Raw genomic sequence first — 17,835 nt, forward strand, 5'->3', positions numbered from 1 at the left:
GGATGTTTCATGGGAGGCTTTGAACAATTTTTACCGATTATCATCATGTTTGTGATTTTCTACTTTTTGCTGATTCGTCCGAACCAAAAGCGTCAAAAAGAGCGTAACGCTATGCTGTCCAGCATCAAAAAAGGGGACAAGGTAGTTACCATCGGCGGGATGCACGGTACGATTCACGACATCACGGACACGACTGTTTCCCTCAAAGTAGCTCACAACACCTATGTTACGTTTGACCGTGCAGCCGTCAACAGTGTAGCAGCAGCCAGCGCTGATTCCCTGACGGTAGAAAAACCAGATCTGAAAGCTTCTGACGTACAACCAGAAGAAGCGAAGTAAGAGAGGACAACCCTCACACATCAAAACCTCACCTGCACCTATTGTCGTGCGGGTGAGGTTTTTTATCGTTGGCGCACCTGACATATACCTGACAGCTAAGGGACATGCGGCATAGCGCGGAGCATCTGCTCCAATTCTTCGGCGGGAACGGGACGGCTGTACAAGAAGCCCTGCACCTCGTTGCACCGCTGCCCTTTTAAAAAGCCCAGCTCCGAATCAGTCTCCACGCCTTCGGCAATGACGTTGAGCTCCAGCTTGGCGGCCATGGCGATGATCGCACTGATGATCGCGGCATGATCGGAATCTTCGGTGACATCGCGGATAAACTGCTGGTCGATCTTGAGTGTGTCGATGGGGAAATGCTTGAGGAAATAGAGGGAGGAGTAGCCGGTGCCGAAGTCATCCATGGAGATACTGATGCCCAGTTTCTTGAGCTGATGGAGGGTCTCAATCACCTGCTCGATGTTTTGCATGGCGATGTTCTCGGTGATCTCCAGATTCAGATACTGTGGGTCAAGATCTGTTTCCTCCAGAATGACACGGACCAGCTCGGTGAGGTTGCCCTGATAAAACTGGCGCGGAGAGATGTTGACCCCAAGCCGTACCGTAGGCAGTCCGTTTTCATGCCAAGCCTTGATCTGATAGCAGCTCGTGCGCAGCACCCATTCGCCGATCGGGATGATCAGGCCGGTCTCTTCGGCGATACTGATAAATTCACCGGGAGGAATCATCCCCAGTGTCGGATGTTGCCAGCGGAGCAAGGCTTCGATTCCGATCATGCTGTCTTGCTCGATATCGATCTGCGGCTGGTAGTAGAGGATGAATTCGTCACGTTCGATCGCTTTGTGCAGTTCTTTTTCCAGAATCATTTTGCGGGCGATCGCCTGATTCATATCAGGAGTGTGGAACGAAAAGCCGTTACGCCCCTGCTCTTTTACCTGATACATCGCGATATCTGCTTTTTTCATCAGAGTCTCTGGTTCGAGGCCATCATCCGGATAGATGGCGATTCCGATACTGCAGGTGATCCTAAGCTCCTGTTCGTCGACCAAAAACGGCTTGGAGAGCGATTTTTGCAGCTGTTGGACGATTCTGATGATCTCGGCACGGTCTTTGATATCGCGCAGCATCAGGGTGAATTCATCACCGCCTTGTCTGGCTACGAGATCGCCTGCGGGTACATGTGTTTTGAGGCGTTTGGCCACAGCTTTGAGCAGGGAGTCGCCCAGCAGGTGACCAAGCGTGTCATTGATGAATTTGAACCGGTCCACATCAAGGAATAGGATCGCCACCATCTTACGGTAGCGGCTGGCCTGCATCAGCTCGACAGAGAGATGTTTTTCGAACAGGCGGCGGTTGGGTAATTCGCTGAGTGGATCATAGAAGGCCATCGTCTCCATTCGGTTCAGCGCATCGGTCAGTTGGCCGTTTTTGACGGACAGCTCCTCGGTACGCCTTTTGACCAGATCGTCCAGCTCGATGCTCATCGTGTTGAGCTTTGTGAGCAGCTTTTGATTCTCCGCAAGTGTAATGATCTGACGGGCAATCACCAGCAGGACGGTCAGGATGGAGCCGATCATGAGGATATCGTCATAGGAGGTGGAGAGCATCACCACCAAAAGCAGGGCCATAACGGCATATGGCACCAGAATCTTCATGTTCTCCAGATCGAGCGGGGAGGGGGGACGTTGGTTGGACGTCTCCATCGATGGGTCCTGTTGGGTGGCGAAGGCTGATTCATACAGACTCGCTTGTGCCGACAAAAGCAGGGGCAGTATCCACAGCGGGTCAAGCAGGCTGCCTGAACGGTAGGTGGCATTCACCGTCTGGTACAGATAGATGCTGTCGGTGATGACGAAGCACAAGGTACTGACGAATAACAGAAACAAGGCACGGTTGGGAAATACTCCCTTGGCAAAATAAAGCGTCATCGCCGCAAAGATCAGCCCCAGATCCAGAATCGGATAGGCAATCACGACTAGCATCTCCGACCAAGAGACTCCTGCCTGATTCAGGATTGGCTCGATCAGAAAATGCCAGCTCATCGTCATCGCCACGACCATGGTCACCATTACGTCGAATAATAACCGGACCCCGAAGAAACGGCTTTTGTGCTGGTGGATTTTGGTAATAGCGGCCAGCAGCAGAAGCAGCGGCTGGAGCAGATAGAAAATGTCACATATCCCCGGTGTTACCACCTCGACTCTCAGTACAATCTCCTGATAGAACCAGATGACCTCTGCCGTAGCATAGCTGCCCAGCCCAAGACACACCAGGAACCAGAAGAGCCGGTCCGGGCCAGCCATCCGCGGCACAGATGAAAGCACCAGGAGCGTCCCGATCAAGGCTCCCCCAATAGAAAAGAGGTCACCCCCCAATACCTGCAAAAATTCATTACGAACATCCCAATAGGTGATCCAGCCATAGTAACCAAGCGTAAAGAGGGCGGTGAATACAAGAAACCGCATGCGGAGAGCTTGCAGTGGCATGACATTCCTCCGTATCTAGAATGACAACAACCTACTGTGTTATGTGCAAATTATGCATAAGGCAGCAGGAGTGATTGGATATGTACCTAAATGGGAAGGAGTTATTGTATAAAAAGTGGGTATATATAGATAAAGTAGAATAGAGAAATTACAAGCACAACAGTTAAATTCAAATAATTTATCTTCCTATCCAATAAATATTTTAATTGTAATAATACGAGTTTAACCATTCTTACAATGTTGAGGGCTTTTAGTTAACTTTGGATTACACGGGCCTTTTAAAAAATAGTAGATTAGCTTAATGTAATTAGCGACTTTTGATTAGTAGCACATTGTTTACTGAATTGAGTATTATACACAATTCTTTTCATTGATTTGGAGGATAAAATATAGGATATTTAAAGCAACAGGATTATATGGAATAGATGGGAGGAATGTAAAGTTTATGATTCATTATCTGAAAATAACGGATTTGTTTGGGGTTATAGGTAACAACAAAGAGGTTGATTTTAAGGGGAATATTACAATTATTGTAGGGAAAAATGGATCGGGAAAAACTACTGTTCTGGATATATTGAACATAATTGTTAATAGAACATTCAACAAATTACTTAAATATAAATTTGATACAATTGAATTAATTACTGATGAAGGACAGTATAAAATAATCAACCAAAAGGACTCAATATTGATCGCTCGTTTAGATGTTGAGAATGTGGCATTTAATGTTCAAGATAATCAGTTGTCAAAGATCAAATTAAATGAACTTAAAAATCTACTCACAGATTTAAGTTTTGAAAATTATAGAAATATCAGTGAGTTTACTGATGATATGGGGTTTATATCCAAATTCTTTATTCTTATTAGAAAGGGTGAGACAGATGAAAGGGAATTAAATAAAGTCTTTTACTCTTTTTCACTCTCTATAAACCCATTGTATTTTCCGACATATAGAAGATTGGAGACGGACTTGTTAGAACTGTTGGATGAACCGAACACTAAACGGGATTTATTTTTCCCAACAAGAAGATTCATAGAAGAACATTTAACAAGTTTAGTTACCAATTTGAAGGGAACTATTGTTGGATTATCTAACAAGGACATTAATAAGATAATAGCTTCTAAATGGCATGAGAATTTGGAGAAAGAAAAAATATTATTGAATTCACTTGTCAAAGATTTCTTTTTTTCATTATTACAACCGCCTACTGGTAATTTTTTACCTTCAAATGTAGATGACGTTGAAAGTATTCTAAGTAACATTTTCCTAAAAACTGGTATGTTCGAAAAAAATGACAAGAGTAAAAAGGAAGAAATTAGAAGTTATGCTGAGAATCTTAAACAAGCTAGTAGTAAATTGGAAGATTCAGAAGACCAGCTTGGAGCATTAAGGATTCTATTAACTCATGAAAAAGTTGAAAAATTATTACATATGTATAAAAAGACCGAGGTAGAAATAAAAGCTGCTAACAGACCGTTTGAAGATCTAAAAAAGACATTAAATAGATTCCTTAAAAAGAAAGTGAGTATTTCAGATGGAAATCTAAAGTTTGAACATGATCTAACATATGAGGACTTATCTGCCGGTGAGAAACAATTAGTTGCTATGTTTGTTTACATAAAGTTGTCATTGTCTGATAATTCAATTGTGATAATAGATGAACCTGAACTTTCACTACATGTAACATGGCAAAGGAAATTTTTATCTGCATTAGTGTCTGATATTCAACCAATTCAATATATTGTATCAACCCATTCTCCATTTATTATTTCTGATTTTGGAGAACACGTTCAACCTCTTGGTCCTGAAGATTATGATGAAGATGATATCGAGGATGAGGTAGAGATGTATGAGTAGATCAATTCCGAGAATTACAATTGAAGCTAAAAATAATTTGAGATTCTTGGAAAAAGTTAAACCTGGTATTATATTCGAAGGGAAAACAGACTATGATATTTATGGTTATTTATTAGCTAAAAGCAAGCACGGAAAGAGGTGTGGAAAAGATGTAGACTTAGTAATCGGTGAGTCTAAAAACAATATACTAAAATATCATAAGGGTGGAATAACATTTCCTTATATCGCAATTATTGACTCGGATTACGATAAATACCTATATAACTGTATCGAAGATGAAAGAATTATATACACTCATTACTATAACATCGAAAACTATCTAACTTTAGAAGAGGTATTGGATGACTTTTTAGATGGTGTAAAAATCGTTGGAGACCCTTCTGTTACTGGGAGGAGTATGTTACAAGAAGCATTAAACTCGATTCAGCCGTTTATTATTGCTTGTTTTATAAAAATGGTAAATTCTCATAGCTATAAACTAGAAGACGTTAGTATTGAAAACGAACAATGGTGGAATTCAAAAGAAGGTTGTATAGATTCAGACAATATGAAAAAATATCTAGCCGTCGCAATGGATGGCTTAGATAACAAATTAATAGATGAACAATTTGAGTTTGCTTCTGACAAGATTAACAGTTTGGAAACTGTTGATTATATTTTAAATGGTAAAAGAAAGTTAGAGGCCGTATTTTTTTGTATGCACAAATATTTTCCGAATTATATGAAGGGACGTAATAAAAAGGTTTTTGTTGGCGATCTAAGAAGAAGTCTATTATGCTCTCCAATTGTAAGTGAATTTGTAGATATTATTGATCAAAAAATTAGTGAACTATTAAGTCGATAAATAAAAATTATATTCAGGGGGGAAATAGTTTGGGTGCTGCGAAAGTTATATCAGTAATAAACTATAAAGGTGGGGTTGGAAAAACAACAAGCGCTTATAATATAGGCGTAGGTCTCAATTTCCTAACCGATAGCAAGGTATTATTGGTGGATTTAGATCCGCAATGTTCTTTAACCAATATTGGATTAAAGGCTTATTCTAAAGCTACTAGGAGAGAGTTTAAAATCGAAGACTTATCTTCTTTTCAAAGTATCAATTATGTTATTAGAAGTTACTTAAAACAAATAACTCATGATGTTCAACCAAAGATTAATTATGATGATATTGTAGTAAAAAACTTTTATCAAGGGAAATACTATCGACCAAGTAATATGGATTTATTACCTGCTACTATGTTTGACACTAGCGAAAGTTCCTATCCAAAAGGGCTAGATGACTTGGAAATTGAAATGGCAATGAATTATGTAGGGGAGGGAACCAGATTAAAACAATTATCTCTGTTTGCTAAATTTTTTACAGAACACAATATTAAAGAGAAATACGACTTTATTATTTTTGATTGTCCTCCGGCAAATAATTTAATCACACAAAATGCTTTGATTGTATCTGATTATTATATTATTCCTACCATTATGGATGATCTTAGTACAAATGGAATAACACATTTACACAATCTAATTCAAAAAACAATCTTTGAAAAAATACATCAGCAATACGGGGATATAATTAATCAACATCTTGATACTCCCCATTACCAGTTTTTTCATAAAGCCAAGGCGGAACTATTAGGTATCTTTGAAACGTTAAAAAAGGCAACAACTGATACAAATTTTTCAAGGAGAACGTTGCAATCATTACCTTACTTCAGTGACAAACTGCTTTCTAATACTATTTATCACCATGTAGATACGGCCAGACATACTGGAGGGGGACAATCAGTTTTTTCTGTTTTTGTTGATAAAAATAAGTATTCTCCGCATGTGTGTTATGGAGAATTGATTTTGGAAATACTTGATAAAATTGGGTTTCCTTATAATGAGGAGGATGCAAGACTAAAAATAAACAACTGGTTGTAGGTGAAATATATGAAGATACGAGAAGGTTTAACAAATTTAAAAACATATCACAATTTGCTGGTTGAATTGAAAGCCGAAAAGAAAAATCGTGAATTGATAAGTGAAATTATAGAACTGTTAGCCCCTCTTGCAGATCTGGAATTTAAAGTTGCTAAAAACTTAGTTACAAATGCACTTTCCAAACAGTATCGTATAGAAAATAAAGAAACGACTGATATAAAAAAAGTGGTCGAGCTCTATAAAAAGCATAAGATTGAGAACTGCACATTAAGTAAAGAGGAAGAAGATATTATCTCAATATTTGAAGAGAGAAATGAAGAACTCAAAAAACTTGTCGGGTTACCTATTAACGAACTTTATAATGAAATAGGAAACAAAGACGTTAACACTTTAACAACAAGTGAAATCAGATTCATGTTAATGTATTTTTTCGATATGAATATTACAGGAAAAAAAACTAAAAAAGAATTACTTGATTTGTTGCTTAATACTGTTTATCAATACAATTACTCAAGGAGTCTAGAAGAGAATTATACGAAAGTTGTAATGAAAAAGCGTACTGGCGAGAGTAAGGATGAAGAAAAAGGAAAGTAAAAATAAAACAATCAATACGGCTGTCGATATTATTTTCGACAGCCGTATTTGGTTTAACTAACTAAAATTAACTTGTGCCATACTAAATAAAAGATCTAATCCTTTTAAGTCATTACTAATACCAACATTAGGGATAGTTCCTAGTGCTCATTTAAAGAGATATCATCTATTCCTTGAATAACAAAGATGTATTAGGTTCCTAAGAATAAAATTTAGTCCGTACCAAGTTGGACTTTCATCAAACCCCTTTACACCAAGTTAAGACCACGTTAACTTTGGAAAAAGGGGTTGTTTTGTATGCGGAAAAAATATGACAAGGCATTTAAGACCGCAGCTGTTATGCAAGTACTACAAGAAGGTAAACAGGTGACCCAAGTTGCTAAAGCCCTCGGTATCATTCCAACGATGTTAAGCCGGTGGGTCTACGAATATCAAGCGAACCCCGATAGCGCCTTTTCTGGAAATGGAAATCCAGTCGTCAATAAGGATGTCGAGATGAAACGTTTGCAAAAGCGACTAAAAGAATTGGAATCGGAGAATGAAATCTTAAAAAAGTTTCAGGCATTCTTGAAGGATCTACATTAACGAAATATCGCTTTATCCAGAAGAATGCCCCTACCTATACCGTAAAACTTCTTTGCCATATACTTAAAGTAACTCGACAAGGTTACTACGATTGGAAAAAGCGTCGTAAAAGTAACCGAGCCATTGACCTTGAGGTTCTGGAAGATGCGATACGTGATGTCTATAAAGAGTGTAAAGGCCGCTATGGCAGCCCACGAATCGCGCTGGAATTGTGCAAACGAGGCATATTTACCAGTAAAAATCGTGCCGCCCGTCAGATGCAGAGGATGGGGTTGTCTGCTGTTTCGTCTCGCAGGCGAAATCAAAATTGGAAAAAGCCCGATGCAACAAGGATTATTGAGAACCTTGTGAAACGGGCCTTTACGACTGAAAAGAAAAACGCCTTATGGGTGGGAGATATCACCTATATCCCCTTGCAAACAGGCTTTCTGTATCTCGCTACATACCTTGATGTTTTTTCAAGAAAAGTAGTCGGCTGGGCGATGAGCACAAGGATGACAGATCAGCTGGTCATCGATGCCTTTATGCAAGCTGTAGGCAAGGAACATCCAAAAGAAGGGCTCATTGTCCACACGGACAGAGGCTCTCAATATACAAGCAAGCGATACCAAGAAAAACTGAGGCTTCTAGGAGCCCGAATCAGCATGTCTCGCCTCGGTGATCCCTATGACAATGCCGTCATGGAATCTTTTTACAAGACACTAAAACGCGAACTAATGCCTGGAATCAAACATTTTAGCAATGAGCAGGAAGCTCGAAATGCTATTTTTGAATATATTGAGATGTTCTATAATACCAAAAGGATGCACTCGGCTCTGGGATACAAAAGTCCAGTGGAGTATGAGAAATCTTATTTGTAAGCGCTTGGTCTTAACGTTGTGTCAAGGATAATAGGGTAAGTCCAAGTCTGGATAGCTGGATCTGTCAAGAATTTTGTGTAAACTCAAGCTCGCTTGTTTCTAAAGGTTTCATTCCGCAAGTGAACAATCTTTCTTCCTGTCGAAGAGATCAAGGGCGTTAGGCGAAGCGTACCCTTGACCTTTTCGACAGGAAGAAAGACAATGTTCACCGGAATGGAACCTTCTTTTGTTAACGAATATGTGGTTGAACTCGATCTTCGAAGAAGACAGATAGCTGTAAAAGGATCTGCCCCCAATGTTGGACACGGCCCGTCCACTTTCGAGTGACATCCATCGTCGCAAGGTACAACATTTTGAGAAGAGCATCGTCAGAAGGGAATACGGCTTTGCCCTTCGTCACTTTGCGCAATTGGCGGTGATAAATTTCAATGATATTGGTCGTGTAGATTATCTTACGAATCTCAGGAGGGTACTTGAAGAAGGTCGACAACTCTGTCCAGTTATTGCGCCAAGATTGAATCAGGAGCGGGTATTTTTTGCCCCAGGTTTGCTCGAAAGAATCCAACTCATCTAAAGCTGCCTGCTCCGTCGGAGCCTTGTAAACAGGCTTTAGATCCGCTGTGATCTTTTTCAAGTCCTTATAGGAGACATATTTGATTGAATTTCGGATTTGGTGGATGATGCACTTCTGGATTTCTGTTTGTGGAAAGCAAGCAGAAATGGCCTCACTAAAACCACGTAGATTGTCTACAGATGCGATGAGAATGTCTTGAACGCCACGGTTTCGTAGCTCGTTAAGGACGTGAAGCCAGAATTTTGCCGACTCGTTTTCGCCAATCCACATGCCGAGTACATCTTTGTGACCTTCTAAATCAATACCGATCACCATGTAGGCTGCTTTGTTGACAATTGATCCCATCTTGTTTGGCCTTGAAATGGATGGCATCCATAAATACGATAGCGTATACGTTTTGCAACGGGCGGTTCTGCCACTCTTTGATAAGAGGGAGCAGTTTATTCGTAACATTGGAAATGAGCGTAGGTGATACCTCTACTCCGTAGAGCTGTTGCAGATGATCTTGGATATCACGGGTTGAGATTCCTTTGGCATAGAGCGCGATAATCTGGTCTTCGATGCCGGTCACATTAGATTGATGCTTTTTTACGATGACAGGTTCAAATTCTCCTTCGCGATCACGAGGGATTTGCAGATCCATTTCACCGTATTCAGACCGAACGGTCTTTTTGCTATGACCGTTGCGACTGTTGGTTGTACGTTTGTTTTTTGTGTCGTGCTTAGGGTAACCAAGGGTGGTATCTAGTTCCCCCTCCAGCATTTCTTGAAGGGTCTCTGCGAATAATTCTTTCAAGGCAGATTGAACATCTGTAACTGACTTCATGTTGTTTTCTTTGATCCATTGTTTGAGTTGCTCTTTTGACATGAGGCTCATAATAAAAACCCCCAACCTTTCCTTATAAAACGTAGTGTACAGGAGAAGTTTGAGAGTTTATACAGAATATTTTACAGACTCGGATAGCTAACTGTTTGTTATAAATACAGGACGGCTGCTAGATACCAAACGCCCTGTATTTACAGTTAAATAAGACTCTTATCACGACACCCTTAATGTGTTGCGAATAAATTAGCGTCGCTCTGCTGCTGTATTGACACCGACCACGCCGCCCATCGCACTCACCACAAAAGCACCGAGCAGATAGAACAGGGTGCTCAGCTGCATCGGTGCATCGAAGCCGAGGAAGCCGATCAGCAGTACGAGAATGAAATAAGCAGAGCCGGTCAGCCCGCCATAGTACCAGCCACGGCCACCACAGCGGCGTCCCGTGACAAAACCGCCTACCAAAAGGCCAAGTGCATTGATCGCGTACGTAAAATACGGAAGTGAACTTTCGCGCAATTCGGTAAACGACAAAAGCATCGCAGTCAGCAAGGAACCGCTCAACACCAATCCAAACGTAAAAAGGAGCCCTGTCATCACAGAGGCGGAAGTACTGCGCATGATCAATCCCTTCCTCTCATTACCTGTTTGTACCATCTATATGACAGGCTCTTAGGGCTTATTCATTCTCTTCATTGAACATCGTCAGGAATTTTCGTATGATGGATGAGGGAAACAGATGGGGGTGAGGTTCCATGATTAAAACATACTTTTACAATCACTCAGAAAAGCAGATGTATCACGATGTCGATCTGTCGACGAAAGATGAGTGGCTGCGATCTCCCGAAGATTTGCTGTGGATTGACCTTTATGACGTGGGGAATGATGAGCTTCACTATATAGCTAAGATTTTTGACTTTCACCCTCTGGCGATTGAAGACTGTCTGCATGTAAGCCCGCGGGCCAAGGTGGACAATTACGAAGATTACTATTTCTTCGTATTCCACGCCTTGCGCTATAACGAGGAAAGCGACACGGAGATTACGACCGTTGAGCTGAACGTTTTTTTAGGGCCTAATTATATTGTGACCATTCATAAATCTCCAATGAATACGATCGGTAGAATCGCAGCAGCCTGTCACCGCAGCCTGCACTTCATGAATCGTGGGCCGGATTATCTCTTGTATGCGATTGTCGACGGGATTACCGACGAGTATTTCCCGATTATGGATCGGTTGTCCGTGCGTATCGATGAATTGGAAGACGAAATCTACGAGCATCAGATGGAAGAGATCACCGAGGAGTTCTTGGCCTTGAAGCGTACGATTATCCTGATCCGCCGCGTGATTATGCCGCAGAAGCGGATTTTTGCCAATGTCAACGGCAGATACTCGTTTGACATCTCAGAGGACAATGTGCCGTTCTATATCGACTTGACCGACCATCTGGAGCGGATTTCAGACTCGATTGATACGTTCCGCGATCTGGTGAACGGGGCGCTTGATACGTACTACACGATCATCAGTGCCAAGACGACAGAGACGATGCGGGTTCTCACGATTATCTCGACCATCATCCTGCCGCTTACGTTTATCACCGGACTGTTTGGGATGAACACCTTCGGCTGGCTGGGTGAAGGGGCCGAACCGATTATGCTGATCTGTGCCGTCGTGGTGATGGCAGGGATGACCACAGCCATGCTCTATACCTTCAAAAAACGAAAATGGCTCTGAATACGAAAGAGCACCAATATCGGGCAGGCATAGGACGCCTCCCCTATGTGGAGAATACTTGATGATTCTGCACGTAGGGGAGGTTCGGTCTAAGATGGAAGATATGTCCACCATTGTGCTTCGTACCTTGTTTACGTACTTTTTCCTGTTGCTTCTCCTGAGGATGATGGGGAAGCGGGAACTTGGAAAATTGTCTGTGTTTGACGTTGTCATCTCGATCATGCTGGCCGAGATGGCTACCCTGGCGATTGACCAGGTGGAGCGTCCGGCTCTGCATTTTTATGTGCCCATGGCGTTGCTCATGGCTTTAGAGATTATGATGGCCTGGCTTTCGATGCGCAGCAAAAAAGTCCGTGACATCGTAGACGGATCAGCAGAAATCATCATCGAAAACGGCGAAATCCGCGAGGCAGCCATGCGGCGCAACCGGCTTAACCTCGACGACCTGATGGTTCACCTCAGACAAAAAAACATCAAGAGCATTGCCGATGTAGAGTTCGCGCTGTTGGAACCGACTGGACAGATGAGCGTCTTCCCCAAGCCAGCCAAAGAACCGCTGACCAGAGAAGACGTTGGAATCAATCCCATTGCACAGGGAGAAGAACATCTGCTTTCCTATAAGGGCTTACCGATTCCGCTGATTATGGACGGGGCGGTCCGTGAAGAAGCACTCACCAAAATTGATAAAAATAAGTTTTGGCTCAAGCAGCAAATCCGAAAGCATGGGATTCGTGATATCAAGGAGATCAGCTTTTGTTCCATTGACGAGCAAGGTCGTCTGTTCATTGATAAAAAAGACAAGCCCCGCCATTGATTAACGGCGGGGAAAAAATACGGCCAACTGTTCACCGATCCATGGAATCCGCATGACGTCCTGTTTGCCCAGGATACGCAACGCGACCAAAAGCACCACGTAGACAACACTGGAGAGCAGGGAGCAAATAAGCACCATTTGACCCATTGACGTATGGGCAAACCAACTCGTAGCCATGTAAGAGCCGGAGTAGCCCATCACAAGCATCACACCGCCGATTTTTATGAATTCGATGAGATCGACGGTAAACCCGACCGCTTTGACCAACGAGGCGAAGTGGAGCAATGTCACCAGAGTAATGCTGAGATTAAGCGCGATCACTGCACCGTGAATCCCAAATGATGGCTGGGAGGTCAGGAAGAACATCGCCGCGATTTTGACGACGGCACCTATCAATGTATTGCGAAGCACCACGTTGGCATGATCAAGGCCCTGCAGAGCAGAGGCGAGCGGAGCCTGGAAGAACAGGAAGACGGAGAAGAGGGAGAGTTCACGCAAGAGCTGCCCGACTTCAGCATTTTTATAGAGCAGTGCACACAGCGGCTCTGCGAATACATACAAAAGGACCGCACAGGGAGCACCGATGACCAGTGTGATCCGCATCGCCTGATAAATCCGGCGGTGAATCATCTTGCTGTTTTTTTGATATGCAGCTTCTGCGACGGCAGGAACGAGTGAGATCGACAGCGAATATGTTAAAAATGTTGGGAACAGCAATAACGGCACTGCCATCCCGGCAAACTGACCATACAGGCTGGTCGCTTGAATGGTCTGATACCCTGCTAACACCAGGGCAAAGGGGACCAGCATGGGTTCCAGTACATAAGCAATTGAGCCGACAAGGCGACTCATCGTGACGGGAAAAGATACACTTAGCAACTGACGGATGCTTTCCTGATTTTGCTTCAGGGAGGTGAAGGGCTGCTGCATCATCGATTCGGCTGTTTTCCGATTTTTTCTAAACATCCAGAGCATATAGAGAAGACCGGCCAACTCACCGAAGATAATGCTTGCAACCGCACCTGCTGAAGCATATTCCACTCCATACGGCAAGAAGGAGACCGTCATCACCACAACCAGTGCCATCCGTACCATCTGTTCCAACAGCTGGGAGATGGCTGTCGGTGACATGTTGTGCTTCCCTTGGAAGTATCCGCGTAAGACAGCCGAGATGCTGGCGATGGGGATGACTGGAATAGCAGCGATCAGGAGGATATAGGTTCGTTCATCAGCAAACATCCAACGGGTCACATAATGGGCACTGCCGAGCAGAATCAAGCTGACCAGCGTACTCAAGCCACCTGCGATCAACAGCGCGAGCAATAAAAAGCGCCGTGTCTGTTTTGGATCTGAGGCTGCTTCCGCTTCAGCCACCTGCTTGGAGATCGCCACCGGCAAGCCGAAGGTCGTCAAGGTAATCAAGAAGTAGAGGATCGGCGTGACCATCTGGTATAAGCCCATTCCTTCTGCTCCGATGATCCGTGAGAGCACGATGCGGTTGGCAAAGCCGAGAATTTTCGTGATCGCCCCTGCTGCAATGAGGATTAGCGTACCGTAAAAAAAGGATTGTCTCATAAGGATAGCCCTTTCCTTTCGCTTCTTACTCTAAGAATATGGACGTGCCACGTCAGGCATGACTAACTTTTGAAGGGAGATGCCAGCTATGTCATTGGAAGCGCAACTATCTTCGGATGATCTGTTTGATCAGGTGTTGGAGCTCTGCCAAAGCAAGGCAGATGAATTCCTGTTTCTCGGGTATGAAAACATCACAGCACTCGATGTATGGAGATGTGTCTCTTCCTCCTACAAAGAGCTGCCGCCGATGCATCGTTTGGTCAACGATGTCTTGTCACTCAAAATTACCAAATATATGAACTGGCTCATGTTGAATATGTATAAAAACCCTGGTGCGATTTGACACTGATTTTTGTGCGAAGCTATAATGTGCATAATGTACATACTAGCTTTACCAGAACCAAAAATGGGAAGGGGCATGTAGTAGATGATAAAATGGAGTAGATTCGTGCTCTTCCTGTTGGTAGTAGGCTCCATGTTTGCGCTGATGTTTACCACTTTAATCCCGGTGTCCAAAAACATCACGCTTGGTCTTGACCTCCAAGGTGGGTTTGAGATTCTGTACCGCGTAGAGCCAATCAACAAGGGAGACGTAGTTAACAAAGAGCTGTTGAACGCCACCCAGCAAATGGTGGACAAGCGGATCAACATCGGTGGGGTATCCGAACCGGAGATCACCGTCGAGATGCCTGACCGCATCCGTGTCAAACTGGCGGGGGCCAAAGACCCGGAAAAGCTTCGCAGCCTGATTGGCCGTCCAGCGGTGCTTACGTTCCGCGATGAGACAGGTAAAATCGTACTGAATGGTAACGACCTTGCTCCAGGTGGTGCAGGTGTCGGCTACGACGACCTCAAGCGTCCGATCGTTACACTCAAATTCAAGGATGCATCCAAATTCGAACAAGTCACCCGCGATAACGTGGGCAAGCAAGTAGCGATTTTCCTTGACGATCAGATGCTGACCAACCCATCGATCCGTCAAGTCATCTCCGGCGGCAGCGCCCAGATCGACGGACAGCGTACATATGAAGAAGCGAAGGAATTGGCAGACATCCTCAACTCGGGTGCTCTTCCAGCCAAGCTTGTGGAAATGCAGGTTACTTCTGTAGGTGCGAGCCTCGGACAAGTAGCACTGGAGAAAACGATTTTCGCCGGCTATGTCGGCGGGGCCATCATCTTGGTCTTCATGCTGCTGGTGTACCGTGTACCGGGCATGATCGCCAATATCACACTGGTTATCTTTACGTATCTGTGTCTGGTCGTGCTTGACTGGATGAATGCGACACTTACCCTGCCGGGGATCGCTGGTTTTATCCTCTCTGTAGGTATGGCGGTTGACGCCAACATCATCACAGCAGAGCGTATTCAAGAGGAGATCCGCAGCGGTAAGACCGTTCTGTCTGCTTTCCGCGCAGGTCAACGCCGTTCGTTTATCACCATCATCGACTCTCACGTGACCACGCTGATCGCGTGTGGCGTGTTGTTCTTCTTCGGGACAAGCTCCATTCAAGGCTTTGCCATCATCCTCACCATGACTCTCATTGTCAGCCTTCTGACCAACGTGTTCGGCTCCCGCTTCCTCCTCTGGATGCTGCTGCGTGCCAACATGTTTAAGAAGCCAGTCTGGTTTGCTGTAAAGGAGAGTGAAATCGGTGAGCTCTAATCAACGTGAATATGAAAGTGTCATCAAGTTTGATATCGTCAAGAACCGTCGTAAATTCTTTGCGTTCTCCGTTCTGATTATGGTTACGGGTCTGGTCATCATGATGCTCATGGGGCTGAATCTGGGCGTAGACTTCAAGGCAGGTACGCGCCTCGATATTCTGGTCGGCAAAGAATTCAAAGTGGAAGATGTCCAACAGACGATCAAGCAGAGTGTGCCGGAGATTGGCTTTAAAGATGTAACCGGATACGGCACAGATGGGGCGACCACCACGTTTGACCAACGCGTTCCACGTGAACAGCTGGTAGCACTTGAAGCCGCATTGAAAGCCAAATACGGTGAGCAAGTGACCACCACCGAGTCTACCGTTGACCCCATTGTTGCGGAGGAGCTGGTTACCAAAGCCGGGATCGCGCTTCTGATCGCCTCCGTCGGGATCATCATCTACATCGCGCTTCGCTTCCAATTTTTGTTCGGGATTGCCTGCGTAATCGCTTTGGCGCATGACGTGTTCATCCCAATCGCACTGTTCTCCGTGTTCCGTCTGGAAGTAGATTTGACCTTTATTGCCGCGATTCTGACCATCGTCGGCTACTCGATTAACGATACCATCGTAATTTTTGACCGCATTCGGGAAAACCTAAGATCGATGAAAGTAAAAACAGTCGAAGACCTCGAACACATGGTCAACGTCAGCTTGTGGCAGACAATGCGCCGCTCCTTCTACACCGTAGCGACCGTATTCTTCACAGCACTGGCGATTGCCGTCTTCGGGAGTGAGGGTATCCGCAACTTCTCCCTCGCGCTGATCTTCGGTCTGATTAGTGGTACATATTCATCCATCTTCATCGCCGCCCAAGTATGGGTGACACTGAAGAAGCGTGAAATGGCCAAAAATCGATTCAAGGTTACACCGAATGAGGGTTAACGCGAACGACTAAGCCGCGGGAATCACTCCCGTGGCTTTTTTTTAACCCTGCAAACACACAAAGGGGGATCTGGAATGGAAAATCGCTCTGCTCAAGCGCAAGTGGGGGCATGGGTCGGGATTATCGGCAACATCGCACTGGCTGCTGCCAAGCTGGTAATCGGCTGGATCGCGGATTCCCGTGCCCTGATTGCAGACGCGGCTCACTCGGCCTCTGATGTGGTCGGTTCTGTCGCGGTACTGATTGGCCTGCGTGCTGCGGATCGTCCGCCTGACAAGGAGCACCCGTATGGCCATGGCAAAGCCGAGTCGATTGCGGCGATTATCGTCTCCGTCTTATTGATCTTTGTTGGTTTTGAGATCGGGTTAGCGTCGTACAATTCCTTTTTCACTCCGCTGGCTGCTCCAGGGGTCATCGCCATCTGGGCTGCGGTTGGTTCTGCTGTGATCAAAGAAGCGATGTTTCGCTACAAGTACAACCTTGGGAAAAAGCTGAACAGCCAGTCCCTCATCGCCAATGCGTGGGAACACCGCTCGGATGTGTATTCCTCCATTGCTGCATTGGTGGGGATCGGGGCTTCGATCATCGGAGCGCGTTATGATATTCCATGGCTGTTATATGGTGACCCGGTTGCCGGGCTGATCGTTTCCCTGCTGGTATTGCAGATGGCTTACAGCATCATGAAGGAGTCCATCTACAGCACATTGGACCCGGTGCTCCCCGAGGAAGAGACAGGGGATTTGCGCAAGGTGGCAGAAGCAGTACCCGGTGTGCTTCGAATCGATGAATTCCGCGCCCGTGTGCATGGTCACTACCAGATCGTCGATATCAAAGTAGGTGTCGATCCACACATCACGGTCGAGGAGGGGCACAGCATCGGCAAAGAGGTCAAGCATGCGCTGATGAGCCAATTTCCGCAGGTGCGGGATGTGTTTGTCCATATCAATCCGTATGACGATGTGTTCCCGTATCACAGCATTCCAGGCCACATGGAAGAGCCACAGCGAGACGTGATTCATTAATCCGTCTCGTTTCTGTTTTTCTTCCTATTGTCAGCCCCTCTGCCTTCTTATATAATG

16 protein-coding genes and 1 pseudogene are annotated in these 17,835 nt (G+C 44.6%); 13 read left to right on the forward strand and 4 right to left on the reverse strand.

What is annotated here, in order from left to right:
- Positions 1-9 precede the first annotated feature (9 nt).
- The gene (gene yajC, locus FGI41_RS11675; RefSeq protein ID WP_139490323.1) at positions 10-339 is read left to right on the forward strand and encodes a preprotein translocase subunit YajC; all 330 of its coding nucleotides are present in this window, start codon (positions 10-12) and stop codon (positions 337-339) included.
- A gap of 95 nt (positions 340-434) precedes the next feature.
- Here the strand turns inward: yajC and FGI41_RS11680 are convergent, their stop codons facing one another.
- Positions 435-2,828 carry a putative bifunctional diguanylate cyclase/phosphodiesterase gene (locus tag FGI41_RS11680; protein WP_139490324.1) on the reverse strand — a complete coding sequence of 798 codons (2,394 nt, stop codon included), beginning with the start codon at positions 2,826-2,828 and terminating at the stop codon, positions 435-437.
- 445 nt (positions 2,829-3,273) lie between these two features.
- Here FGI41_RS11680 and FGI41_RS11685 point away from each other — a divergent pair, with 445 nt between their 5' ends.
- The 6 genes from FGI41_RS11685 to FGI41_RS11710 all read left to right on the forward strand — a co-directional run bounded on the left by FGI41_RS11685 (position 3,274) and on the right by FGI41_RS11710 (position 8,645).
- Complete coding sequence (locus FGI41_RS11685; protein WP_139490325.1) at positions 3,274-4,686, forward strand: AAA family ATPase; 1,413 nt, start codon at positions 3,274-3,276, stop codon at positions 4,684-4,686.
- Complete coding sequence (locus FGI41_RS11690) at positions 4,679-5,530, forward strand: DUF4435 domain-containing protein (protein WP_139490326.1); 852 nt, start codon at positions 4,679-4,681, stop codon at positions 5,528-5,530. Before FGI41_RS11685 ends, FGI41_RS11690 begins: the two co-directional genes overlap by 8 nt.
- A gap of 29 nt (positions 5,531-5,559) precedes the next feature.
- Entirely contained in the window at positions 5,560-6,606 is a 1,047-nt protein-coding gene (locus tag FGI41_RS11695; RefSeq protein WP_139490327.1) for a ParA family protein, read from the forward strand.
- A 9-nt stretch (positions 6,607-6,615) separates the two neighbouring features.
- On the forward strand, positions 6,616-7,200 hold the full coding sequence (locus tag FGI41_RS11700; RefSeq protein WP_139490328.1) for a hypothetical protein: 585 nt from the start codon (positions 6,616-6,618) through the stop codon (positions 7,198-7,200).
- A 297-nt stretch (positions 7,201-7,497) separates the two neighbouring features.
- Positions 7,498-7,785 carry a transposase gene (locus tag FGI41_RS11705; protein WP_139490329.1) on the forward strand — a complete coding sequence of 96 codons (288 nt, stop codon included), beginning with the start codon at positions 7,498-7,500 and terminating at the stop codon, positions 7,783-7,785.
- A 14-nt stretch (positions 7,786-7,799) separates the two neighbouring features.
- The gene (locus FGI41_RS11710; RefSeq protein WP_255298446.1) at positions 7,800-8,645 is read left to right on the forward strand and encodes an IS3 family transposase; all 846 of its coding nucleotides are present in this window, start codon (positions 7,800-7,802) and stop codon (positions 8,643-8,645) included.
- Between the two features lie 229 nt (positions 8,646-8,874).
- Here FGI41_RS11710 and FGI41_RS11715 read toward each other — a convergent pair.
- Together FGI41_RS11715 and FGI41_RS11720 are read right to left on the reverse strand one after the other, a co-directional pair.
- Positions 8,875-10,096 (reverse strand): annotated as a pseudogene (locus FGI41_RS11715) (IS256 family transposase).
- A 192-nt stretch (positions 10,097-10,288) separates the two neighbouring features.
- Positions 10,289-10,663 carry a TIGR04086 family membrane protein gene (locus FGI41_RS11720; protein WP_139490331.1) on the reverse strand — a complete coding sequence of 125 codons (375 nt, stop codon included), beginning with the start codon at positions 10,661-10,663 and terminating at the stop codon, positions 10,289-10,291.
- Positions 10,664-10,797: 134 nt separating this feature from the next.
- Here FGI41_RS11720 and corA point away from each other — a divergent pair, with 134 nt between their 5' ends.
- Both corA and FGI41_RS11730 read left to right on the forward strand, forming a co-directional pair.
- Positions 10,798-11,775 carry a magnesium/cobalt transporter CorA gene (corA, locus tag FGI41_RS11725; RefSeq protein WP_139490332.1) on the forward strand — a complete coding sequence of 326 codons (978 nt, stop codon included), beginning with the start codon at positions 10,798-10,800 and terminating at the stop codon, positions 11,773-11,775.
- Between the two features lie 94 nt (positions 11,776-11,869).
- The gene (locus FGI41_RS11730) at positions 11,870-12,589 is read left to right on the forward strand and encodes a DUF421 domain-containing protein (protein WP_139490333.1); all 720 of its coding nucleotides are present in this window, start codon (positions 11,870-11,872) and stop codon (positions 12,587-12,589) included.
- Here the strand turns inward: FGI41_RS11730 and spoVB are convergent, their stop codons facing one another.
- On the reverse strand, positions 12,590-14,164 hold the full coding sequence (spoVB, locus tag FGI41_RS11735; protein WP_139490334.1) for a stage V sporulation protein B: 1,575 nt from the start codon (positions 14,162-14,164) through the stop codon (positions 12,590-12,592).
- Positions 14,165-14,252: 88 nt separating this feature from the next.
- Between spoVB and FGI41_RS11740 the strand changes: the two genes are divergently transcribed.
- From FGI41_RS11740 to FGI41_RS11755, 4 genes are all read left to right on the forward strand, one after another.
- Complete coding sequence (locus tag FGI41_RS11740; RefSeq protein WP_139490335.1) at positions 14,253-14,507, forward strand: post-transcriptional regulator; 255 nt, start codon at positions 14,253-14,255, stop codon at positions 14,505-14,507.
- 84 nt (positions 14,508-14,591) lie between these two features.
- On the forward strand, positions 14,592-15,827 hold the full coding sequence (gene secD / locus FGI41_RS11745; protein WP_139490336.1) for a protein translocase subunit SecD: 1,236 nt from the start codon (positions 14,592-14,594) through the stop codon (positions 15,825-15,827).
- On the forward strand, positions 15,817-16,755 hold the full coding sequence (gene secF, locus FGI41_RS11750) for a protein translocase subunit SecF (protein ID WP_139490337.1): 939 nt from the start codon (positions 15,817-15,819) through the stop codon (positions 16,753-16,755). Before secD ends, secF begins: the two co-directional genes overlap by 11 nt.
- Before the next feature lie 75 nt (positions 16,756-16,830).
- Positions 16,831-17,778, forward strand: a complete 948-nt coding sequence (locus FGI41_RS11755) for a cation diffusion facilitator family transporter (protein ID WP_139490338.1) — start codon at positions 16,831-16,833, stop codon at positions 17,776-17,778.
- The last annotated feature ends 57 nt before the right edge of the window (positions 17,779-17,835 follow it).

The sequence above is a fragment of the Brevibacillus dissolubilis genome (assembly GCF_006170445.1).
Taxonomy (GTDB): Bacteria; Bacillota; Bacilli; order Brevibacillales; family Brevibacillaceae; genus Brevibacillus_B; species Brevibacillus_B dissolubilis.